At 55.9% G+C, this 22,956-nt stretch carries 15 protein-coding genes and 1 pseudogene; 8 read left to right on the forward strand and 8 right to left on the reverse strand.

Features of this window, described 5'->3' with window-relative positions; genetic code table 11:
- Positions 1–2 precede the first annotated feature (2 nt).
- From V9T28_RS23160 to V9T28_RS23175, 4 genes are all read left to right on the forward strand, one after another.
- On the forward strand, positions 3–10,382 hold the full coding sequence (locus V9T28_RS23160; RefSeq protein WP_116402036.1) for a DUF4082 domain-containing protein: 10,380 nt from the start codon (positions 3–5) through the stop codon (positions 10,380–10,382).
- 9 nt (positions 10,383–10,391) lie between these two features.
- The gene (locus V9T28_RS23165) at positions 10,392–10,727 is read left to right on the forward strand and encodes a hypothetical protein (RefSeq protein WP_116402035.1); all 336 of its coding nucleotides are present in this window, start codon (positions 10,392–10,394) and stop codon (positions 10,725–10,727) included.
- 118 nt (positions 10,728–10,845) lie between these two features.
- On the forward strand, positions 10,846–12,918 hold the full coding sequence (locus V9T28_RS23170; protein WP_245424189.1) for a peptidase domain-containing ABC transporter: 2,073 nt from the start codon (positions 10,846–10,848) through the stop codon (positions 12,916–12,918).
- On the forward strand, positions 12,915–14,345 hold the full coding sequence (locus V9T28_RS23175) for an HlyD family type I secretion periplasmic adaptor subunit (RefSeq protein ID WP_245424188.1): 1,431 nt from the start codon (positions 12,915–12,917) through the stop codon (positions 14,343–14,345). Before V9T28_RS23170 ends, V9T28_RS23175 begins: the two co-directional genes overlap by 4 nt.
- A gap of 147 nt (positions 14,346–14,492) precedes the next feature.
- On the opposite strand, the gene V9T28_RS23180 is transcribed toward V9T28_RS23175, so the two are convergent.
- Together V9T28_RS23180 and V9T28_RS23185 are read right to left on the reverse strand one after the other, a co-directional pair.
- Positions 14,493–14,915 (reverse strand): tetratricopeptide repeat protein, encoded by a 423-nt coding sequence (locus tag V9T28_RS23180; RefSeq protein ID WP_116402033.1) that lies wholly within the window; start codon positions 14,913–14,915, stop codon positions 14,493–14,495.
- Between the two features lie 81 nt (positions 14,916–14,996).
- Positions 14,997–15,491: pseudogene (locus tag V9T28_RS23185) on the reverse strand (Tn3 family transposase); the annotation flags it as partial.
- Between the two features lie 102 nt (positions 15,492–15,593).
- Between V9T28_RS23185 and V9T28_RS23190 the strand changes: the two are divergent.
- Positions 15,594–15,893 carry a type II toxin-antitoxin system ParD family antitoxin gene (locus tag V9T28_RS23190; RefSeq protein WP_116402102.1) on the forward strand — a complete coding sequence of 100 codons (300 nt, stop codon included), beginning with the start codon at positions 15,594–15,596 and terminating at the stop codon, positions 15,891–15,893.
- Positions 15,894–16,064: 171 nt separating this feature from the next.
- On the opposite strand, the gene V9T28_RS23195 is transcribed toward V9T28_RS23190, so the two are convergent.
- Positions 16,065–16,556 carry a type II toxin-antitoxin system YhaV family toxin gene (locus V9T28_RS23195; RefSeq protein ID WP_116402032.1) on the reverse strand — a complete coding sequence of 164 codons (492 nt, stop codon included), beginning with the start codon at positions 16,554–16,556 and terminating at the stop codon, positions 16,065–16,067.
- Between the two features lie 2 nt (positions 16,557–16,558).
- Positions 16,559–16,894: a type II toxin-antitoxin system PrlF family antitoxin gene (locus V9T28_RS23200; protein ID WP_116402031.1), complete on the reverse strand. Its 336-nt coding sequence runs from the start codon at positions 16,892–16,894 to the stop codon at positions 16,559–16,561.
- A 340-nt stretch (positions 16,895–17,234) separates the two neighbouring features.
- Between V9T28_RS23200 and V9T28_RS23205 the strand changes: the two genes are divergently transcribed.
- Positions 17,235–17,681 (forward strand): DUF433 domain-containing protein, encoded by a 447-nt coding sequence (locus V9T28_RS23205; protein ID WP_210210423.1) that lies wholly within the window; start codon positions 17,235–17,237, stop codon positions 17,679–17,681.
- A 6-nt stretch (positions 17,682–17,687) separates the two neighbouring features.
- The gene (locus tag V9T28_RS23210) at positions 17,688–18,062 is read left to right on the forward strand and encodes a DUF5615 family PIN-like protein (RefSeq protein WP_199500211.1); all 375 of its coding nucleotides are present in this window, start codon (positions 17,688–17,690) and stop codon (positions 18,060–18,062) included.
- 231 nt (positions 18,063–18,293) lie between these two features.
- Here the strand turns inward: V9T28_RS23210 and V9T28_RS23215 are convergent, their stop codons facing one another.
- From V9T28_RS23215 to V9T28_RS23230, 4 genes are all read right to left on the reverse strand, one after another.
- Complete coding sequence (locus V9T28_RS23215) at positions 18,294–19,355, reverse strand: relaxase/mobilization nuclease domain-containing protein (RefSeq protein WP_116402028.1); 1,062 nt, start codon at positions 19,353–19,355, stop codon at positions 18,294–18,296.
- Positions 19,352–19,798 (reverse strand): plasmid mobilization relaxosome protein MobC, encoded by a 447-nt coding sequence (locus tag V9T28_RS23220; protein ID WP_158554864.1) that lies wholly within the window; start codon positions 19,796–19,798, stop codon positions 19,352–19,354. The genes V9T28_RS23215 and V9T28_RS23220 overlap by 4 nt, the downstream gene beginning before the upstream one ends.
- Positions 19,799–20,185: 387 nt before the next feature.
- A complete protein-coding gene (locus V9T28_RS23225) occupies positions 20,186–21,226 on the reverse strand; it encodes a ParB/RepB/Spo0J family partition protein (protein ID WP_116402026.1) in 1,041 nt (346 codons plus the stop codon).
- Between the two features lie 3 nt (positions 21,227–21,229).
- Entirely contained in the window at positions 21,230–22,003 is a 774-nt protein-coding gene (locus tag V9T28_RS23230) for a ParA family protein (RefSeq protein WP_158554863.1), read from the reverse strand.
- 573 nt (positions 22,004–22,576) lie between these two features.
- Between V9T28_RS23230 and V9T28_RS23235 the strand changes: the two genes are divergently transcribed.
- Positions 22,577–22,918: a helix-turn-helix domain-containing protein gene (locus V9T28_RS23235; RefSeq protein ID WP_116402024.1), complete on the forward strand. Its 342-nt coding sequence runs from the start codon at positions 22,577–22,579 to the stop codon at positions 22,916–22,918.
- The last annotated feature ends 38 nt before the right edge of the window (positions 22,919–22,956 follow it).

Raw genomic sequence — 22,956 nt, forward strand, 5'->3', positions numbered from 1 at the left:
AAATGGCTGACGACAATACTCCTGACAACAATACTCTGTTCGAAGCGATCCTAGCCATGGACGCTTATGATCGCGATGCGGTGACCGGCGCGTTAGCGCGCCTCCCTGGGACCTCGACGACGGTATCCCGCCAGCTAGGCAACGCAACTTTTGTAAAAGGGTCTGACGACCCTGACACGCTGTTCCACGCCATCGCATGGAATTGGGGCGGCCAGACCGTGATTTCCTATCGCGGTACGACTGACATTTTGAGCGATCTTTTCAACGGTTACGGCGTTGGCGCCAGCTACCCGAACGGACCGATGGCGCAAGAGGCGATACAATTCTATCAGTTGGTAGCAAACTCGAATCCGCAGTTTAACGGCGATTACAGAACCGCGAACATTTTGCTTGTGGGGCACTCACTTGGCGGGGGCCTCGCAGGCTTTGTTGCGGACATCTACAGTCAGAAAGCAGTTATCTTCGACAATATGGCGTTTGAAGCAGCCGCGACCACGGCTTTCACTGAGTCGATGCCTACATCAAGCCCATACGGCCAGTTTCCGCCACAAAATCCCACTTTAAAAAGTTTGATCTACGGATCCGGAACGCCATTTCCGGGCTCGATCAGCGGCATCTCCGCCTATGCTGTTGTCGGCGAGGCGATTGAGGACTTGCGCGCACTGCAGACGACTCATGTGAACCCCATCAAACCCTATGGACAAGCTTCCAGCATCCCCGGATATAATGGGGCCGATCTGCATCGCATGGCGGTTCTGGTCGATTTGATGTGGGCGCAGATCAATAACAAGACGGCGTGGCAAAGCGTTGCTACTCCGCTCCTGGGGGCGTTGTTCAACGACGCGGTTGCCAAAGATGCTTTGGGGAGTGAAGCAGTTGCTTCTCAGTTGCGCGACGAAATCGCCTATTCGGCCGTTCCAACCGGATATCAACCATTTGGTACCCAAGCCATCCAATCGATGTTCAACGATGCCGATACGCTTGGGGACCTTGTAAGCACTAATAAATTGACAGGAGTTCTCAATGGCAGTGGCATTCAGGATGCTCTTGCGGAAATCCTAGTGCAATATGCGGGCGAGCAGGCCATCACGGCGGCAAAAGCTGGCGGGACAACTGATGGGACCGCCGCAGGCGATGGCGTGCTCAGTGTGGATGGAACAACATTAACGGTCAATCTTGGTCCAGCAAAATGGGTGTCCAACCCTCAGCAGACATCACCGGCTATCTTTGGTCGGGATGACTTTGCATCGCTTTTGTTGCAATCTACGTTTGTTGATCAAGGGTATCGCGACACAGGCTACGAAGTTTTTCTTTACGAAAAGATGGCTGCGATCGTTACAAATTATGTGACGCAAATCCAGGCTGCCCTCGGGCCGAACACAAATTTGTCTAGCGGAAGCCCCAGCGGCGCCATTCTTGTCGGTTCCGATGGCAGTGGAACCATCACCGTCGGAAATGGCAGTAGTTTGATCGTTGGCGGCTCGCAAGTCACCGTCGGCGACGGCAACAATCTCATTATTGGGGAGAGCGGCGACGAGACGATTTCGCTAGGAGGAGGAAACAATATCGTCGCAGGAGGCACACAAGGCAAGGCGACGGTCGATTATACAGCCCTCGATGCCAAGACGGGTCCGCATCAGTACGAACTAAGCGCGGGGTCTTACAAGTTGGCCGGAGATATATTGGTTACCAAGACGCGCCTTGGCGCCGCCGCGTCATCAGCTACGCAAGACGATCTGACCCATGTCTCCCAGCTTACGGTCGGAACCTCGGACGCGGTCAAGTTGGACGGTCCCAAGCTGCAAATCAATATCCAAGATCAGGCGCTCACCCCTGGCGGCGGTACACAACATGGCGCAATTGATTTGCCGAGTGGGACAGGAAAGACCTATGCCCTGAGCGGAGTCAGTCGGATCGGAGCGAGCGGAGGCAATGAGACATTCAACGTCGACTATGGAGCGGGCGGTGGCTCACCTATGTTGCTCATGGCCGACGGGACCGGAAACGATTTTGAGTTTAAAAATACTGCACACGCGAGCACGACTTTCGTATGGGGAGGCACTGGGAACGATACTTTCGACTTTGATCAAACTGCCAACGTCTGCGAGCTGAGAATTGCCGGGTTGACCGAAGCCAATTTGTCTGACCTGGACTTAACGAAGTTGGCGAACAATTTAGAGTCTGAAGGGTTTATTCAACAAAATAGTACAGTAATCATCAATCCCACGAATACGGACAAATTGGAATATCAGGGCGAGGAGATCAACTCCCCTACATATCAAATGCTGAGTCAAGATCAGAGTTCCACAATCTATACATCGAATTTAACGGGACAGATATTATCTCTGAGCAGTTGGGAGTGGGGAGAATCCTTCTTCTATGGGTCAGATAAATTCAGTTACAATATTGGTTTTCCTCGCGCGGAAAATGCGACATTTCCAAGCTTGATTATCAACCCTCTTGGGTCCGGCCAAACGTCATCCAACGAGCAATCTGGCAAATATAATACAGAGGGCGATCCACTTCAGGGATATACGCTCACAAGGTATGGTTTTACTTATGATAAATCGGCGCCAACGGATCTATCTGGTAATAAGATAATGATTAGCGGATGGGTGCCGGGAGATTTTGGAATCAACCCAATTGGTAATGGACCAGCAGAGATTGGCGTGTGGACAAATGTGGGATCCAATGGGCCGGTCTCACAAAACGTGCCGGCATACCCGGCGTTGCCACCAAACTACTTCGCAAATTCTTCATCCATTGAATCCCAATTGTTGTTGAACTTGTCCGATTATCTCTTAAGCCCCCAAGGCAGTTCGAGTGGTTCAGGTTCTGGAAGCGGGTCGACCGGTGGAACTCCGCCCCAGCCCAGCGTCAGCGTCTCTGATTTTCAGGCCAACCAATCCAGCCTGGATGCGACGTCGGGAGGCTTTGTCGTTTCCGATACAGCGGTAAATGTCGCCGCGGCATTTGATGCTTTAAATGCAGATCAGAGTCTCGCGGCTATCGCATTGACAGACCCTGGAACGCCCACCCTCGCGTTGACGGCAAGGCAGGCGGAAAACGATATCGCTGCATTTAACTTGATCACAAATTCGAATTATATCCTCACCGTGGTCGACACATCAGCGGATGTGAGCACGGAATTTGACCAGCTGAATACGGATCGCACCGTTTCGACAATCACGACGACCGATTCCAGTACCGCGGCACTCACGCTCACGGCGACTCAAGTTGAGCATGATACCTCGGCGTTTCGCAAGATCACGAATGCGAGCTACACAATCGATGTGGCTGATACGGCGGCAAACGTCGGAACTCTGATCGACAACTTATCGGGCAATTCAAACCTTGCGTCAGTCACCCTGACGGACACCGGCACGCCAACCGTAGCGCTGGCGGCCTATCAGGTCGGCGACGATTCAGACGTTCTGCAGAAAATATCAAACCCGACTTACACGATCGACGTGGCTGACTATGCGAGCGATGTCAGTGTGTATATTGACGCGCTCAACGCCAACACCCATCTGGCGGCGATTACGCTGAGTGATACGAGTGGCAGGACGCCCATGCTGACGGATTCCATGGGCGGCATACTTACCCTTACGTCAGCGCAAGCAACAAATGACATTTTGGCGCTCGGCAAAATCACGAATACAAATTATGTCGTCGAATCCGGTCAGTCGGCCGTTGTTTACGGCGACGGCAATCAGTTGTCCATTAACGCAGCCTCGACCTCTCTTAACCTTAAGGGGGGGAGTAATGTGGTTTCTGTGGCGCAGGGTATGGGCGCCACGATTACCACGCCTGATGCGTCATTTACTGAAGCGCCGGATGGAACGATCAAACTAACAGGCAATGTTGATCCGACTTCGATATCGTTGACGAATGGCGTTGTCAGCCTAAGCCTTGACGGTGGCAATGTGGTCAATATCGCGTTGGCCAATACCTTTTTGCAAGTGCAGTATCTTGATGCATCCGGAGTCCCGGTTTGGAATCAATTTCTCGGTTCTGGCCTGCAGGTGGTAGCGCCGGCTCAATACGAAGTGAAGGGATCCAATATTTCCCTCGCGCTGGACAACTCCTCGTTCAATGTTGAGTCGGGAGCAAGTCTTGCATTAGACGGCTCGTCCGATACCGTGAAAGTGCAAAGCGGTGCGACGCTTTCGTTAACAGGGTCGGCAGATCACGTCACAATGGAAAGCGGCGCGACCAGCCTTTCTCTCAGTGGCAATGGCAACGTCGTCGATGCGAGTGCAACCCAAAACGCATACCTAACTTTGTCGGGTGCAAACAATTCGACCACCGTCGGCGCCAACTCACTTGTCTACGACAATGGGGCGAACGACACCGTTACTGTGATTTCCAACTTGACTACCGTTTCTGACAATGGCTCCAACGAGATAATTAACGCAACCCAAGGGAACGACACTATCGATATCAATGATACCGGGACCGCCACAGCAAGTCTGAACAACGATTTAGTTTATATGACAGGATCGGCGAACGTCGCCGGGAATAACAACCAATTCACCATCGAGTCAAAGTCGGACGTTCTCAACCTGAACGGCAATAATAACATTGTCACCGTTGCGCAAAAGGAAAACGCGACAATTGCGACAACGCAGGCCGCTTTGGTACAAATGCCCGATGGATCTCTGGCATTATCGGGATCGACCAGTCTCAGTTCAGTGTTGCTCAGCGACGGCGTCGCGACTGTCGTGCTCGACAACGGAAACGTCGTTGAAGTGTCCGGAGTGAGTAGCTTCACGAATGTCGAGTATATCGATGGATCAGGCAACACAACTTCGACAGAGCTTATTGATAGCGATCTGCAGGCAGTGGGCAGCGCTCAATATACGGTAACAGGCTTGAATGGATCGGCGATGGTCAATGGGATGTCCTTTGACGTCCATAGTCAGTCAAAATTCTCGGTGACCGGCTCTGCCAACTCGGTGACATTGGAATCTGGTGCGTCCAGCCTGACGGTGACGGGTGACGGAAATGGTGTTGCAGCGGGATCTGACGCAGGAGTGAGCGTTACCTTGTCCGGAAGTGGCAACCAATTGACATTGGGCGCCAATGGATCCCTTGCTGAGTCCGGGGCAAACAACACGATCACATTGGGCGCTGGCGCATATGCCACGGTTAACGGCGCGACCGACACCGTCACGGCGGCGCAAGGTGGCGCAACCGTGTACATCAACGGCTCTGGTACAAGCGTCGCGAACCTGACCAATGATCAAGCCTATTTTCATGGATCCGCGCAGGTAAATGGGAATGGCAACACGCTTTCATTAGAAGCGAATTCCGTTGGACTCGACGTAAACGGCTCCAACAACAGCATCCTGATGGAGGCGGGATTACAAAATCTTTCCGTTGTGACGTCTGATATATCTGCTGCGGAAAAGGCGGATGGTACGATTGCTATATCGGGCAATCCCGCTTCCTATTCGATGACGTTTTCACTTAACGCCTCAGGGAACGGCCTGATGGCTGGCGGAACTGCCGCCATCAAATGTGCTGACGGCAACATTATTACGATCGATGGCGTGACGTATTTCACGAAAGTCGAACAAATCGATTCTAACGGCAATACCACATGGACGACACTTGGATTCCTAGAAGTGGCGCCTAATCAATATAACGTGCTTGAGCCGGGGATTTCAGCTTCGATCAGCAACGCATCCTTCGACATGCAGAGCGGCGCCAGTATGAATCTGACGGGTTCTTCCGACCAAGTGACGCTGGAACAGGGATCGCAATATCTATCGCTGACCGGAAACGGAAATACCGTTAATTCGAATGTGCAAAGCGGTACCGTCGGTGTCACGGTCTCAGGCACCGGCAATACCCTGAACTTGGCCGGCGTGAGTTCAATTGGTGAGGCTGGTCAGAACAACACGATTACGCTTGGGGCCAACGCAACCGGCGAGATCGGAGGCAGCAATGACACGATCTACGCAATGTCCGGAGGCGACACGCTTTATTTTGACGGAGCCGGCGATGTTGCAAATCTCACCTCAGACACTGCTTATCTTTATGGTCCGTCGACGATTAACGGAGATAATAACAATCTGACCGTTGGAGAAAATGGTGTTGCCCTTCAGATCAATGGTGCCGATAACAACATCTCGGTTAACCAGACGCTGAATGCGTCGATCACCGTTGGCTCGGCCTCCCTGACGGAGCGAACTGACGGAACGATCACAGCGACGGGTTTACTGAGCCCAAGCGCGGTGAGTTATGCGAATGGCATTCTGAGCGTGACCTTGAATAATGGCAATGTGGTTCACTATTCAAATGCGAGCCAGATTGATCTCTCTGTAGCAAGCTTCTTGAACAATGAAGCAGGTCTCGATGGGTTTCCGGGTCAAGTGATCGTTTCGGACACAGCGGCAAATGTCGCCGCGAATGCCGCTGCCCTGAACGCAGACACGCATATTTCGTCGATCAATGTGGTCGAGACCGTCGATGGTGTCCTGACCAATCAAGCCGGTTTGGCCCAAATCACCGGCCCACTGAGGGTGACGGTGAATGATTCGGCGAGCAACGTCGCGGCGAATCTCCCGATGCTTGCCGTCGACCCACAAATTACGACCATAAACGTGAGCGATACCGCAGCGAACGTCTCGGGCAATTGGGATGCCTTGAGCACAGCAACCAAGCTGCACTCAATGGTTCTGACCGATTCTGGCACATCGACCCTCGTGCTTACCGCTTCGCAAGCCGCGACAGAAGCAGGAGCGCTTTCGCTCATCGTCGGGAGCTACAACTTGGCCGTGACGGATAGCGCTGCGGATGTCTCGGCGAATTTCGACGCGTTGAACAGCAACAGCCGGATCAGCGCGATCAATTTGACTGATCCAGGTATCGCCACGTTGACCCTTAGCGCCGCGCAAGCGCTAGGCGATGAAACCGCCCTCAGCCTCATTGCCAATTCAAACGCGAACTATGCGATTGCCGTCTCGGATACGGCCAGCAATATTCTGGCGGATACCGCTAATCTTGCTTTCGACAAAAATGTCAGTTCTGTTTCGGTGAGCGATACGGCCGCCGATGTGTCCTCGGTCTTTGATGCCCTAGATGGCGATACCGCGATCGCGTCCATCACATTGACCGATACAAGCACGCCAACGCTCAGTCTGACTTTAGCCCAGGTCGAAGGGGATGTGCAGGCGCTGCAGGAGATTACCAATGTCATTTATCAGGTCAATCTGACGGATCTTGGGTCATCTGCGCTCGTTCTGGGTAAGACGAATGGCACGAACGATCTTTCAGGCGGAACAGTGATTGTCGAGCCGAATGTGTCCGCGGTGGTCACAGGAGACCAAAATAATATTGTAGCTCTTCTGGGTTCGGCGCTCAATTTGAGTGGAAATGACAATAGTGTGATCCAGGGTGATAATGCGTCGCTTATTTTGGCGGGAACCGGTAATATCGTTACCGATATCGGGAGCGGCGGCACAACGACCCTGACAGACGGCGCCGACGCGCTTGTCAACGGTTCGAATCTTCATGTGACACAAACCACCAATTCCGCCGCCACGGTACTTGACGGGAGCCAAACTCTAAGTGCAGCGGGGAGCGGCAGTGCGGTAAGTTCGTCTATGGTCGACGTGCTCGGCTCGGGAAATACCACTATCGCATCCGGGGTTACGATCAAACTGGAGGCCGGCGCGTCCGATGTGATCGTCGGCGACGGCAACGCCATCAATCAGTCGGCCGACGCAAGCGCGACGTTGACCGGCAACAATGATCTTGTCACGCTCGGTCAGAACTCGACACTGACAGTCAATGGTACAAACGAAACCATCGCTGACAACGCTGGTAGCAGCACGGTGACATTAGTTGACGGCTCCACCGCCACGATCACTGGGATGTCCGACACGGTCGATCTTGGTTCGAACAATCAGGTTGCTGCAAGCGGCTCGGGTTTGACCTTCAACGTTTCGGGTTCGAATGATAAGATTTCGGTGAGCAACGCGACGATCTATGTGGCGGACGGACAAACCCTCGAGATTGATGGTTCCAACGACAGGGTCGTTGCGGGCAACAATGCGAATGTGACTATCAATGGCGCTAGCGCGGTCTATTTCACCGTGACCGAAAACAACGCTCTGACGATTCAGGCGTCCGCATTACTTTCTCACGACTCCGATCCGTCGGGACTGCCTTTCTCAATCACCAGCGTTAGCAATCCTGTGAACGGCACAGTAAGTTACAATTCGCAGAATCAAACGGTCACGTTCACGCCGAACCAGGGCTACGCAGGCGCAGCCAGTTTTACCTACGCATTTACCGATTCCAGCGGCGCCAGCGGCTCCGACCAAGTATCGCTCAATGTGGCCTATCCGATCACGGCTCAGAGCTTGTTTGGAACGAATGATACGCCGAGTGTCGTCAATTCGGGTGATTCAGGGCCAGTCGAGTTGGGCGTCAAATTCACGGCCTCTGTGAACGGCATGGTGACGGGTATCCGCTTCTACAAGGGGGCTTCCAACACCGGCACGCATGTTGCCGACCTTTGGAGCTCGACCGGGACATTGCTTGCCACTGCAACCTTTACAGGTGAGAGCGCGAGCGGTTGGGAGCAGGTCAACTTCTCGACGCCTGTTGCGATAACGGCCGGTACGACTTACGTGGCCGCCTACCGTACGGGAGGAAATTATTCTGATAGTCCAAACTACTTCGCCGGTGCGCTGACCAATGGCGAGTTGACGGCCACAGCGACCACCAACGGTGTCTACTCCTATGGCAGTGGCGCAAACTTCCCAACTAATTCATACAATTCGACAAACTATTGGGTAGATGTTGTTTTCGACGGGTCGATCCAACCGATTGCCAATCCCGACAGCGGTTTTGTCGTCAATGAGAACGGGTCGATTTCGATCGCCGCGTCAACTCTTCTTGCGAACGACAGTGACACCGGCGGCCAAGCCATCTCCCTTTCGGGGGTCAGCAATCCGATCAACGGTACCGTTTCTTACTCGGCGAGTAATCAGACCGTTACCTTCGTGCCGACCACGGGCTACGACGGAAACGCAAGCTTTACATACACAATTTCCGACACGGGTGGCGCGACCGCCTCGACCAATGTCTCGCTATTTGTCAATAATCCGACCGAGGAGACGCTGTTCGGCCTGAGCTCAACGCCGAGCACGTTGACGGTAAATGATCCCAATTCCGTCGAACTCGGGGTGAAGTTCACGGCGGACGCCGACGGAACGATCACAGGCTTGCGATTCTACAAGGGACCCGGAAACACAGGCCCCCATGTGGCCGACCTGTGGGATTCGAACGGGACATTGTTGGCAAGCGCGAACTTCACCAATGAAACGGCGAGCGGATGGCAGCAGGTAAACTTCTCGAGTCCTGTCGCTATTACCGCGGACGCGACTTATGTCGCATCCTACCATACGAGTGGCAATTACTCCGTCACATCCAATTACTTTGCCAACCCTGTTGTGAGTGGAGATCTGACTGCGCCGGCGAGCGGAAATGGCGTGTACGCCTACGGCTCGGGCAGCGTATTTCCGAATGCCTCGTACAATGCAGGAAATTATTGGGTGGATGTGGTTTACGCGAAGGCGCCTCCGGTCGCCAACAACGACAGCGGTTTTGCCACCAACATGAATACCGCGACGACGATTTCCGCGTCGGCCCTGCTTGCCACCGATACCGATCCAGGCGGTCTGGCACTGTCTGTTACCGGCGTGAGCAATCCGAACAACGGAACAGTCAGTTACAACGCGACAAATCAGACCGTCACATTTACACCGAGTGCCAATTATACCGGTTCGGCGAGCTTCACCTATACCATCACCGATACCTCAGGACTTTCCGCTTCCGCAACGGCATCGTTAATGGTTTCGGATCCGGCAACCTCAAGCCTTTTCGATCCCACGACCGCCCCATCGCTCACGAGCGTGAACGATCCAAATGCCGCCGAGCTTGGTGTGCAATTCCAAGCATCCTCGAATGGCGAGATCACCGGGCTCCGTTTCTACAAAGGTGCTCAGAACACCGGCACGCATGTCGCCGACTTGTGGAGCTCCAGTGGCACACTATTGGCGAGTGCGACCTTTACAAACGAAACCCCGACCGGATGGCAGCAAGTCAATTTCACCACGCCTGTCGCCGTCACGGCGGGAACCACCTATGTCGCATCGTATCATACCAACAGCGGCGACTATTCTGCGAGCCCGAATTTGTTCGCGACGGCGCTGACGAACGGCCCGCTGACCGCTCCCTCGAGCTCGAGCAGCGGTGGCAATGGCGTCTATGCTTATGGGAGTTCCAGCCTGTTTCCAGCGAACAGCTACAACTCAACGAGTTACGGCGTGGACGTGGTTTTCAAGCCGCAGCTCGCAGCATAGGAGTCAAGAATGCACGCCGAACTCTATACCGATGGGGTCGAGGAAATCACGGTCGGAGGATCCATCGTACGTGTCGATCTTGTCAGTCTTTCTCCGACCGAGCGCGACGCCAGCAATGCGCCGGTGCGCGTCTTTCGCCAACGCCTGATCTTCTCGGTTGAAGCATTCGCCAATTCCGTGGAGGTCATGCAGAATGCGCTGCAGAGCCTGGTGGATGCTGGCGTGGTGCGACGCAACGCACCGTCGGTGGCCAATATCTCTGCGAGCGCCACATCGGACGAACTTCGCGCAACCATTCCCACCACCTCGACACGGTCACCAAATGTCTCAAGCAATTTCCGTTGAAGAAGATCGCTTCGAAGACGCCGTGCCGCAGTCCGAGGCGCCGGAAGGCGCGCCGGCGGCGGTCCCGGGCACGGCGCTGGACTGCCTGTCGAAAGTGGCTGCCCATCATGGTGTCGATATGCCGGTCGAGCGCCTTCGGCACGCTTATGCGCTCGATGGTAGCCCGATTCCGGCAAAGCTTTTGTCGCGCATGGCGAAGGACGCGGGGTTGCGCGCGCAAAAGACGCGTCTCGATTGGAAAGAGCTGATTCAGCTTGGCGAGGCCTATCCGGCTCTTGCGCAGCTGACCAACGGTAATTGGGTTGTCGTACTAGGATCGGATGGCGTCGACACCGTTAGCATCTTCGATCCGCTTGCCGTCCGTCGGGATGAACCGTTGACCGTTGACACAGGCGCTTTTTGCGCGCGCTGGGGCGGCGATGTCATGCTGATCAAATGCGCGCGGCCCGCATTGGGCGAACGTAGACCCTTCGGGCTCCGCTGGTTTGTTCCCGAACTCCTTCGGCAATGGCGGCTCTTCGCCGACGTTGCTGTTGCCGCCATCCTGCTCTACGCCCTCGGACTCGGGCTTCCGATTTTCTTCCAGCTTGTTATTGACAAGGTCTTGGTGCACGAGAGCTTCACCACGCTTTACGTCTTGACCGGGGGAGCTGCGGTCGTTGTCGCCTTCGACGCTATCTTCAGTTTCCTGCGTCGATATTTGCTTCTGTACGCGACCAACAGAGTGGATATCCGCGTCGCGACCAAGACATTTGGCCATTTGCTTGGCTTGCCGGTCACCTTCTTTGAACACATATCCGCAGGCGTTCTGGTCAAGCATATGCAACAGTCCGCCCGAATTCGCGAATTTCTGACAGGGCGCTTGTTCCTGACAACACTTGATGCCTTATCACTGTTCGTCTTCGTGCCGATCCTCGCCCTTTATAGCGTGAAACTGACGTTTGTCGTGTTGGCTTTTACCGCCGCGAGTGGAGCAGTGGTCACTCTGCTTATGGGGCCATTTCGCCGCCGCCTATACGATCTCTACCAGGCAGAAGGCGCGCGACAGGCGCTCCTGGTCGAGAGCGTACACGGTATGCGCACCGTAAAGTCGCTGGCGATGGAGCCGCGGCAGTGCAAAGTTTGGGACGATCGTTGCGCGCAGTCGGTTGCCATGCGTTTCGGGGTGGAAAAGATCTCCGCAGGCGCGCAGGCGATTACTGGATTTCTCGAGAAGATGATGACGCTTGGGATCATCGCCCTTGGCGCAAATTACGTCTTCAGCGGGGACATGACGATAGGCGCTCTCGTTGCCTTCAACATGTTGGCTGCGCGCGTCTCCGGCCCGCTCGTCCAACTCGTGACCATGGTGCACGAATATCAAGAAGTGGCGCTCTCGGTCAAAATGCTCGGCGAGGTGATGAACCAAAAGCCCGAGCGAGATGGGAATCGAGATGGGCTCATGCCCGAAATCGCGGGTAAGATCGAGTTTGAAAATGTCTCGTTCCGCTATGGACCTGAAGGTGCCCCGGCTCTGGATGACATATCCTTTTCCATTGCGCCGGGATCGGTCTTTGGAATTGTAGGACGAAGCGGCTCGGGTAAGACGACACTGACGCGGCTTATCTCGGGAATGTATCCTGTCCAGCAAGGTTTACTACGTATGGATGACGTTGATTCGCGCGAACTTGATCTTGTCCATTTGCGGCGAAACCTCGGCTTGGTTCTACAGGACAATTTTCTGTTCCGCGGAACGGTTCGAGAAAATATTGCGTGTGTGAAGCGCGATGCAACCTTTGCCGAGGTCGTGCGAGCAGCTCAACTCGCGGGAGCAGACGAGTTCATCGAACGCCTGCCGCGCGGGTTCGATACGCTGCTCGAGGAGAACGCATCAAATTTGTCTGGAGGACAGAGGCAGCGCCTGGCGATCGCCCGGGCACTCATTGTGAACCCCAAAATCCTCATCCTGGACGAGGCCACCAGCGCCCTTGATTCCGAAAGCGAAATGATCATTCGGCGCAACCTGCGCCGGATGGCGGAAGGTCGAACGGTCATCATTGTCTCGCACCGCTTGTCAATGTTGGTCGACGCAAAAGAAATTCTGGTTATCGACCAGGGCAGGATTGTTGATGTGGATCGGCACGATCGGCTCCTGTCGAAATGCACCATCTATCGGCATCTATGGACCCAGCAGACGAAGCAGATCACATGATGAAGGCAGAGCAACCAAGCCAGCAGGAGAAGGCTGACAAGGGACTTCGCGGTCGGACGACGGAAAGACGGCAGCGCGCATCGCGTGGGCCCAACGGGCGCGCGCGACAGGCTGTTAGAGAGTTCCAATCCGATGCAAGCGAGGTCGAGCAGAAAGCACCGCCGCTTCTGGCTCGGGCCACGCTCTATTGCGTTCTTGCCTTGATCGTCGCCGCGGTGATTTGGGCGACTTGGGCACAGATCGACATGATCGTGACGGCGCAGGGGAAGCTGGTTACGACCCGGCCGAATCTTGTCGTCCAACCGCTTGAGACATCGGTCATTCGCGAAATCCACGTGAAAGTCGGGGACAGAGTGAATAAAGGGGATCTTCTTGCGACCCTCGACCCGACCTTTTCGCAGGCTGATTTGGATCAGCTGAATAATCAGGTTGCCGCTTTTGATGCTGCGATTAGTCGTCTCAGAGCCGAACTTGGTGATCGCGAGTATGTCGTTGGTGAAAATGCCAAGCCTGACGAACTACTTCAGCGCAAGGTGTTTTTGCAACGGAAGTCAGCTTACGACGCTCAAGTGCAGAATTTCGGGACGCAAATCGCGTCGGCGCAGGCCAACCTGAAAACCGCGCAGGATGAGCAGACAGTTTTGGCCCAGAGACTGGAAACTGTGAAATCGATCGAGGAGATGCGTAGCACCCTCATGGATCGGCAAGAGGGCTCGCGGCTCAACCTATTACTTTCGCGCGATGCGCGTCTCGATGTCGAAAACAATCTGGCTCGCGTTCGGGGAAGCATCGCCGACAACGAGCATCGCGTTGACAAGGCGCTCGCGGATCAAAAAGTGTTCACAGAGGAGTTTCGGCGCACCGCGTACCAGGAGCTGGTCGAAACCTTGGCCAAGCGAGAGAGCGCAGCGGAAGATCTCAAAAAAGTTGAACTCCGCCGCCAACTTATCGTGTTGAAGTCCCCGGCCGATGCGGTGGTGTTGGAGATTGCTGATCGCACTGTTGGCTCGGTGGTACGGGAGGCCGAAACGCTTTTCGTGCTGGTTCCGCGCGATGTGCCGCTTCAAGCCGAAGTCAATGTGGAAGGCAAAGACATTGGCCAACTCGCGATCGACGAACCGGTGCGGATTAAATTCGAAGCCTTTCCATTCCAGAAGTACGGGACGGGCAAAGGGGTTGTGCGCGTGATCAGCCAGGATTCCTTTTCCCCGGATCCCAAGGTTGATCCGGCGCATCGCACCACGTCTCCCTATTATCGTGTCGTGGTCGACTTAACCGACACAAAGCTTCGGCTGCCGCAGGATCGTGTTCAGCTGATTGCGGGCATGGCGGTCACTGCTGAAGTGAAAGTCGGCCGGCGCAGTGTGATGTCATATTTTCTCTATCCGCTGCTGCGCGGGTTCGATGAGAGCATTCGGGAATATTAGTCGAGACGCGTGAAATGGCGGTGGCCCCATGAAGATCCGTTACAGCTTTGCCACGCGGCGTGCGATGGCCGCCAATGAGAATGCGCCCATGATGAATTCGCCCCTTCGCCACCACTACTCCAGATTTTCAATTTCATCATAAAGCATTCAGGGATCGTGTATTTTTTTCAGCCTCTTAATAGCCTCGTCGGCCATTGGATCACCTTGCTGCGCGGCCTTACTGTACCAAAATAGAGCCTGTTCGTAGTCTTGCGGCGTGCCTTGGCCGCCTTCATACATCGCACCGAGATTAACTTGTGCGGCTTCAAACCCCTGATCAGCGGCTTTTCGAAACCAAGTGATCGCCTGACTAAAATCTTGGCGCAACCAGTGATCCACGCCAATTTGGAATTGGACCGCTGGGTCGTTTTGATCGGCGTCCGGGGGGACCGCCTTAAGAGGTATATAAACTGTGCAACCATTGCACGAGGAGGCATCGCTCCCGCTCATTGGCTTGATCGTTTCCGCACGCGATAGCGAGGAAAGACAAAGAACAGCAATACAAAGGAGCGAAAGCAGAGACTGGGGCATAAACTATCTCACGATTCGCAAAATTCCCACTTAAAGTTAGGCTTTTGCGACAGATTATTGCAATAGCTTTTTTTAATCATTTTACGCTGCCATCTGGCCGAAATCGATCCTACTGTCCAGATCGAGATCGAACCGGCCATAGGGATTGACGTGACCGTAAATCAGCGGGGTCAGGCCACGATAATCTTCCGGAGCCATGCGTGCGGCCCATTTCGGCTCGGACAGGACTGCCTGCATCATCCGCGTATTCACATAGACCAAGGATGCTTGCAGAAGATGCAGCGCCAGAACGGATATCTCCTGTTCGTCGAGTTGGTTGGTCGCGATCTCGCCGCCCTTGCCGAAGAACACAAAGCCGTTGGCGCTGTTCCAATTCTCGACGACATTCAATCCTTCATGAATCTCACGCCGGAAACTTTCATGCCGCAAATACCGGCACAGGAAAATCGTCTTGATCGCCCGTCCCAATTCGCCCAGCGCCTTGTAGGTCGGATGCATTACCTCGGCGCGGCCGAACCGGCTCAAAATCGCTTCCGGGTCCGCTGTTCTGGCGTGCATGGCCGAGGCATATTTAACGCGGGGCTTCGTGCACTTATAAGAGATGGGGCTCTAAGGAGATTGGCTAGAATGCCAATTGCCCTACAATCAAACATCGAAATGGATGTTCAAGGAGCCGCAATGCCCACACGAAACGTCGTGCTCACCGAACACCACGAGCAGGTGATCGGGCAGTTGGTGGCGTCCGGCCGCTACCAGAACGCAAGCGAAGTCATGCGCGAAGGCCTGCGCTTGCTCGAGCAGCACGAAACGCACGAGACGGCGAAGCTCGAGGCGCTCTGCGAGGCCGCTCGTATCGGCTTCCGGGATCTTGACGAAGGCCGGTTCGACGACGTGCCTGGGAGCAGGCTGGCGGACTATGTCGGTAGTCTCGGGCATGACGCTGCTGAGCGCATACGCAAGGTCGCCATCCAACGGTGATGCCCTATTTTCGCCTTTCGATGGCAGCGCGGGCCGACATCGTTGCGATTTTGGCCTGGACGCATGAGCAATTCCGTGAACTGGCACGGTTGCGATACGAACATCTGCTCGCCGCTGCCCGGCACGACCGTGCTGGCGCGACGGAACGGGCCGCAGGAAAGACAGGCGCCCTCATCGCCCAGCGGGCGCGGCTTTATCCAAGCGCTCGGTGGTGGGCTTTTCGGAAGCGGTCTTGCACAGCGACGCCCAATCATCGGGTGGATTGCCATCGTCCAGCATGGACTTGAAGACCTTGTAGGCGTCTGTCTTGGCACCATAGGTCCGCAATGTGTTTTCGTCATTCACCCAGGCGAAGACGATAATCTTGGCAGTGCTGCTGAAGCGGAAGAAGAGCCGAAACCGGCCGTTGCCGAACTTCGCGCGAAACCAATGCTTGCGATTATCGCCAAGAGTTGAGCCCTGCCTGTAGGTGCCGGCAGTTGGATCGGACCGTATGGTTTTGAAGACCAGTTGGTTGAGCGCCGCGAGCAGCTTGGCGTCGGCGGATTTCTGGTAATCGTCCGGCTTCTTCGCCTTCAGGGTCTCGACCGCGCGGGTCAGCTTCTCCAGTTGATCGAGGAAAAGGGGATGGGCAAGGACGGTCCAGCCGTTGATCGTCAGCATGTCTAGATCGCGACATCCCCCTCGATTTCAGCATCAAGGTCGACAGCCATGCCGTCGGTCAGTGCCGCAATGCGATCGCGCAGCGCAGCTGGCAAGGCGACGACGGACTTCTCCGGATGCTCGGCCATGTCCCGTGCCAGGAATTCGAGAAACCGTTCGACAACCGGGTCGGAAGTCCCTTCGCCCCCGGCCTTCTCGACATAGACCCGACGCTGATCATCGACAAAGAAGGCAATTCGGTCGCCATAGCCGACGCCCAGGGCCTGCCGGACCGATTTCGGCACTGTGGTCTGTCCCTTGGCAGTGATTGTACTTTCTTCCTTCAGCAGCGCAGCCATAGTGGCCTCCAATAAAGCCTCAAGTCAAAAGTAAGGAATAATCCTTACTATGTCAAGGAGCGCTGCGCTGCCGTTGCGGCAGCCGCTCCCTGGCCCAGAACGGCCGTTGGTGGCCGAACCAGTTGCGCCCGCGGCACTTCTCATCTAAATTAGTCCCCTATTAGGGATTTATTTTGGACCTATTCTCATGATCGCTATAAGTCTAACCTCCCGAGAAGTTGCGGAACTCGCCAGCGTTCCGAAGCGCTCCGTCGAAAAGGCGATCGAAGAGAAAGTCCTGGTCGTCCATAAGACTGCCCACGCAACCGCTTTCGGCAAGGCCGAGCGGCGCTATCTTGGCATGGAAAGCATCGCATACATCCGATTGATGCGTCGGCTTTCTCGCGAGGTCTCACTGACGATTCCCGCCAAGAGGAGGCTCGCCAGATCACTGAAAACCTATGATTTAGACCGGCTGAAAGTCGCCCGGGTCCAACTGGCGCCGTCCCTGACTGCCGATGTGGGCGAGGCCGCCGGCGAGGCTTTGGAACGCGCCGAGCGCTACGTCAGGGCGCGTGAAGATTGGATCGACAGCGTACCGGGGATTAAGGGCGGTCTGCCCGTGATCCGCGGCACGCGGCTGACCGCGCATTCTCTCGCGTGTCGCCTTGATCACGGCGATAGCTTCGAGGATCTGGTTGCCGAAAACCCAGATCTACCGCCGGAGGCGATTGAGGCAGCCGTCGTTTTCGCCAAGACGCATCCTCTCCCCGGTCGGCCCGCCCGTCGTGAGCATTCGGCGGCATGACTGGTCGTGCGTCTTTTCATCGACGAATGTCTGTCACCAGAAATCGCCCTCGACCTGGCGCGTCTTGGTCACGACGCTGTCCATCCGCTTCATATTGGTCGTCGGGGCGAACAGGACCATACGGTCAAGGATCGCTGCATCGCGGAAGACCGCGTCATCGTTACGGAGAATGTCGGCGATTTCAAAGCGCTGCTCGGACGGGAAGACATTCATCCAGGCCTCATCGCATTACCGCAGACGAGCCGTGCGAAGGGTCTCGCGTTGATTGCTGACGCAATTGCGCTGCTCGAAGGTCGGGGCGGCGATCCGATGGGTGCAATCGTGAATAGCTGCATCGATTTCGACGCTAGCGGCCAGCCTCATCTCCGTCCGCTACCCTAAGACCTGGAATTGCCCTGGCCAGCCACAGAGGCGTGCGCCCCAAAATTCGTGGCGCACAAGGAATCTTCCTTACTTTGTCAAGGCGCACTGCGCCGCCGCTGCGGCAGCCGCTCTCCGTGAACGTGCAGCCGCTGGCAACGATCGTCCCATCCGCGGCGGCACCAAGGGGGAATCTTTGAAAGGTCGCACCTTTCGGACAAGCGCAGTCCGCCCTCTTCCGCACAGGACCCCTTATCGTTCGTGGCCGCGTTGTGCCTCATGCGCGTCGTGTCCTCTGGCGATGGCGCTGCGTTGTGCCGACAGCTCTGCGACCCGCCGTTCGTGCCGCGTAACAATCGGTGGCAGCGCAGCAGCGAAGTCAACCAGCTCGGCGCCAAGATCGCGATCGCTGGGGCTCTCCGAGCGCGCCAAAGCCTCCGAAAGGGACCTGTAGGAATCAAGTACCTCCTGGCGGCGCTCCACGATGGCGGTGGAGCGTGGGTTGACGTGAACGGCGCCAGCCAGCTCCTTTTTGGCACTCACGTCCTCTTTCAAGGCCTGCCAGGCCTTCTGTGGCCGCTTACCTTCTTCGAAGCCTTTGTTGATCTGGTGGACGGCCTGCTTGTCGCGCTTCACAGTGATGCCACGCGCGGAACGTGGCGAGGCTGCAGCTTCGATACCCCGTTCGTTCAATTTCTCGGCGAAGCGCTCACGCCACATCTGCAAATCGGCCTTCCGCGGATTGAGCCGGCGGCCCTCGATGTCGCGTGCCTTGACGACGATATGGGCGTGCGGCCGGTTATGCTCGTCATGAATGGCGAACACATATGGGTTCTTCGGAAAAGTCTCCTGAGCGAAGGCCCGCGCCGCATCCTCCAAGCTCGCTCTGTCCGTGCCATGCGGCATGGACAGCATCACGTTGAAGGCTTCACGATACCGGCTCTCGGCCGGCACCGGCCAATCACCCTGGCTCCACGCGCGAAGCGTCTCTTTGCGAGTGACGCGATTTCCGTCCTGATCCTCAAGCTCAAGCAAACCATTGCGCGAGATGTAACTAAGGTGCGGATCGATTCGGCTCAGGCCGGTCCCGCCCCCGGTGATCTTGACCATGACCTGCGGCGCTCTGCGAGCAAGCGATTTTAACTCAGCGCGCGGATTTCGACGCGGCGCCTTGGGCGTTGACGCCCGGTAAGCCGGACGGGATGCCACGCGGGGCTTCGCCTTCCGGCCCCTGCGCGAACGGTAATACAGCCGATCGCCCCAGTTTTTGAGCATCCCGTCTATGGTGGTTGCCGAATAGGTGTGATCGCTCATCCCTCAACCCTCCTGAGCGGGAACCGGACCGAATAGCCAGACAAGATCCGCGCAAATTGATCCTTGAGTTCTGCGAGATCGCGCAGGTTGCTTTTGTGAGTAGCGAGGACGGCCTGCATCTCGCCGGCGGAAATGACCTTCGTTGTATTGAGCACGCGCGCCACTTGATTGATGTTGCGAGCAATGGTCAGCAACTCCTGATGCAGCTCGGCCGCGCCTTGCACAGCCGCGTCGGTGATCTGATACCGGCCGGTAAGCTGCGCCCGCATCGCGCGGATAAGCCAAAGCTGCGGCGCGACCCCCTCGGATTCTGCGCGGGCCCGGAGCGCATCAATCTCGGTCGGCGACAAGCGCAGCTCAAATCGCGTCCGAGGACCGCTATCGACCGCGCCAGGCGTCTCAACAAACTCCGGCAAGGCTGCCGACGCGAGTTGTTCGGCCACGGCTTGGCGCAAGCTGGCTGTCGGCTTCAGTCCCCGCGCCTTGCACCACACGAACCACTTCGCCCTGAGTTCGGAGCCCAGCCGCACCGTCAGGAACGTGCTCTCTCCGGCATCTTTCTCTCGATCATCTTCCATGTGTCACTTTTACCGGCGATCCGCCTATCCTGCAATAGAAGAAAAAATCAAAAAAATTCATTTAAAGGAAAAAGCCACTGTCGGCGCGCCATCTTTCGTGAATGGGCCCACCATTCGCGGATCCGTGCCGTAAATCGTCGCCATGGAGGGCGTCCAAGACTTTCGGTGAGGCAACCTGGCCACAGGCCGGACCACCCCGCCAAAGGTCCTGGATAGAGGTCCTGCGGGAATCGAAGACATAGCTCCGCCCCCTCACCCCTCGGTCAGACTGACCAACTGTAAGTCCTTCATCGCGACCTCCAGCGTATCGCCCGACGCATGTAGCTTGATCCACGCCTTGCCAACATTGCTCGGATGTCTGTCCAAGAGCACAGCCCCGGCCTCGTCACGATACGAAATCAGAAGACACGGCTTTTTGATCTTGCCGATCTTGGTAGAAACGGTGACGTGGTCGCCTCCCACATCACCAAACTCGCGCCCTGGCGCACCACCCAAGGTTGGCGGGGTTCGCTCAAGGGAACGCCCCGCCCCGGCCGCGATGGTCCCCGGCCCGCCCGGTGAAACCGCCGCGAATTGATCCTTGCTATTCATATTCGCTGCGTCACCCGCCGACTTGGCTTGCGGGTTCTTAAGCTCGTCGCCGTAATGCCGAACGGCCGCCTGGGTAATGTCTTCCTGGCGCTCTACCCATCGCTCAACCTCGTCAGGAAAGGCGTCGTGCAACTTCCGAAGTGCCCAAAGCGCTTGAATGGCTGTGCACCGTCCTGACCGGTATAGGGCTTCGAGAAACGCGGGCGGATCGATGAGGGCCTGAAGGTATGATACCAATTGATTCTTCACGCCAAGGTGAGACGCAATCTGGCCCGCCTTCATGCCTTCGGCCAATTTTCGCTGGATGAAGAGCGCCAGTTCCATCGGCTTTAAATCGTCGCGCTGAAGGTTCTCGATGACCTGATCGAAATCGTTATGCGTCTCGTCGAGAAACGCCGGAATGGTCGGCAAGCGAAGAGCTACCGCGGCGCGATAGCGCCGCTCTCCGTGGTTGATGATCCACTTCCCCTGCTCACTCGGATGTCTGCGCACCGAAATTGGGGTTCTAATGCCGCGTTCCTTGACGCTCGCAATGAGTTCATCCATGGCCTCGCCCGAAAACTCGGTGCGGGGCTGATGAGGATCCGTTCGGATGTCGGCAACCGGCAATTCAAAGGGCGTCGCCGGGCCATTCCGCATGTGCGCTTGCACTGCCTGCGCGGCGGCGTCCGACGCCCTAAGCTTATCGAGTCGCAATGCCATAGCTTAAATTCCTTCCATCAAAACGATAATGCGGTCAAAAACAGGCTGCATTTCCCGCCAGACCTCTTGCGTCTGGGTTTTCTTAATTTCGAAGACTGCCTTTCCCGCGGCCTGCGCCTCCGCGATGGCCTGCCGCATGAAAAGGCGGGCAGGAGTGCCATCGGCAAGACGCATGAAGAGATGCGGAAAATGCTCGTAAACCGCTTTCAGATTCTCTTTCTGGAAGGGGAGATTTTGCACAAGGTTCGGCAGGACGCCGAGCAGCTTGACGGTGGGATTGAGCGGGCGAACCCGCTCAATGTCAGCCTGCAACTGCGAAAGACCATCAATGGCCTCCTGATTAAGCTGTATCGGCGCCAACACCGCGTCTGCAGCGATGAGCGCGCTCATCGGCCGGATATCAGGATTCGGCCCCGTGTCCACGACAACATAGTCATAGTCGAGCTGCTGCTCTCTGAGATTTTCAACAAAATTATTGAGAAACGTCTCGTGGCTCTGAGGCTGAGATTCGAGCGTCAATAGCTCGCGATCTGCCGGGATCAGCAGAAGCGGCTCGCACGGGATCTCGACGCGATCGCTGAACAGCTTTGGCGAGGGATCCTTTGCAACGAGGACATGCGGTGACTGGGACAAGGCCTCGGTCGTGTTGCCCTGGTGATCAAGATCGATGACGAGGACCTTAAAGCCGCACTTGAGATGGAGATACAACGCAAACTGGCAGGCGATAGCAGACTTCCCAACCCCGCCTTTTTGGTTGTTCACGACAAGAATTTTCAACTCGTTTCCTCTTTCAGCTTGGCTGGCGCGGCTCGCCTGAGCCGTGCAGATCGACGAAGAAAACTGCGTCCGATCGCCTCACCGACCTATCGCAGCAGCTCCGGCATGAAGCGAACGTTCCTAAGAAATTCTGTCGGGCCTATCTCCTTTTTGTGGTCGTTTCGGACATCCAGAATCCTAACGTGTCGTTGTGCAACAAAAATGCCCCAGACCGGCGCCATCATGCAACGGTTGGGTGCCGCAACGAATTCCGACGGTGCCATGATGCGATGACTCGTTTGTCAACGAATGATAAAGCAGGCTGCTATACGCCTTTCGGTCGTCTTGGGCCGGTAGTTGCAGGGTGCTAGTTAGTCGAATCCCTACAAGGGGATAGGGCTCCAAAACCGCGGTCGATGTCCGCTGAAGAATCAGGCAGCTGATTCTTAAGCAGGTGTCTGGGGGGCGCATCGATCGTGGTTTTGGAGCCCGGCAAGGCAGTGCCCTAAGGCACGCCCAAAAAATCGGGGAACGAAGGTGAGTAAGGAAAGGCGCACGTCTTACGGTCGTCTCAGCATCATAATCGCATGTCGGATGATGCAGCTGGAAAGAAGCCATCCAAGCATAGACGCTTTTGCGGAAGCCGCTGGAATTGCAACTGGTACACTGCATAAGATCAAAACCGGGAAAAGCAATATAACGATTAAGACTTTGGAGATCATCGCGTCCAGGTTAAATATACCTGTCGGGGAGCTTCTGGGTATTACAGATGATGATTGGAAAATCTCGGCGGCAAAAGTCGGAATCGACTTAGACGCAGTGGACGAGTTTATCGCGGGGCCGCATCGAGTCGGGGGCAAAACGCGCTCCATCAGAGACTTTTTCAACATCCAACACGGGACAAGCGGCTCTGACACGGTCCGCTCCGGCTCATAATACGGAACGGACCTTTCCTTCGGAGAGCCAAAAGAACT

Source organism: Methylovirgula sp. 4M-Z18 (assembly GCF_037890675.1).
Lineage (GTDB): Bacteria > Pseudomonadota > Alphaproteobacteria > Rhizobiales > Beijerinckiaceae > 4M-Z18.

What these genes read in the sequence shown, in the direction of transcription:
- V9T28_RS23160 (WP_116402036.1), top strand. Translation starts at nt 3, where the DNA reads ATGGCTGACGACAATACTCCTGACAACAATACTCTGTTCGAAGCGATC.
- V9T28_RS23165 (WP_116402035.1), top strand. Translation starts at nt 10,392, where the DNA reads ATGCACGCCGAACTCTATACCGATGGGGTCGAGGAAATCACGGTCGGA.
- V9T28_RS23170 (WP_245424189.1), top strand. Translation starts at nt 10,846, where the DNA reads ATGCCGGTCGAGCGCCTTCGGCACGCTTATGCGCTCGATGGTAGCCCG.
- V9T28_RS23175 (WP_245424188.1), top strand. Translation starts at nt 12,915, where the DNA reads ATGATGAAGGCAGAGCAACCAAGCCAGCAGGAGAAGGCTGACAAGGGA.
- V9T28_RS23180 (WP_116402033.1), bottom strand. Translation starts at nt 14,915, where the DNA reads ATGCCCCAGTCTCTGCTTTCGCTCCTTTGTATTGCTGTTCTTTGTCTT.
- V9T28_RS23190 (WP_116402102.1), top strand. Translation starts at nt 15,594, where the DNA reads ATGCCCACACGAAACGTCGTGCTCACCGAACACCACGAGCAGGTGATC.
- V9T28_RS23195 (WP_116402032.1), bottom strand. Translation starts at nt 16,556, where the DNA reads ATGCTGACGATCAACGGCTGGACCGTCCTTGCCCATCCCCTTTTCCTC.
- V9T28_RS23200 (WP_116402031.1), bottom strand. Translation starts at nt 16,894, where the DNA reads ATGGCTGCGCTGCTGAAGGAAGAAAGTACAATCACTGCCAAGGGACAG.
- V9T28_RS23205 (WP_210210423.1), top strand. Translation starts at nt 17,235, where the DNA reads ATGGAAAGCATCGCATACATCCGATTGATGCGTCGGCTTTCTCGCGAG.
- V9T28_RS23215 (WP_116402028.1), bottom strand. Translation starts at nt 19,355, where the DNA reads ATGAGCGATCACACCTATTCGGCAACCACCATAGACGGGATGCTCAAA.
- V9T28_RS23225 (WP_116402026.1), bottom strand. Translation starts at nt 21,226, where the DNA reads ATGGCATTGCGACTCGATAAGCTTAGGGCGTCGGACGCCGCCGCGCAG.
- V9T28_RS23235 (WP_116402024.1), top strand. Translation starts at nt 22,577, where the DNA reads ATGATGCAGCTGGAAAGAAGCCATCCAAGCATAGACGCTTTTGCGGAA.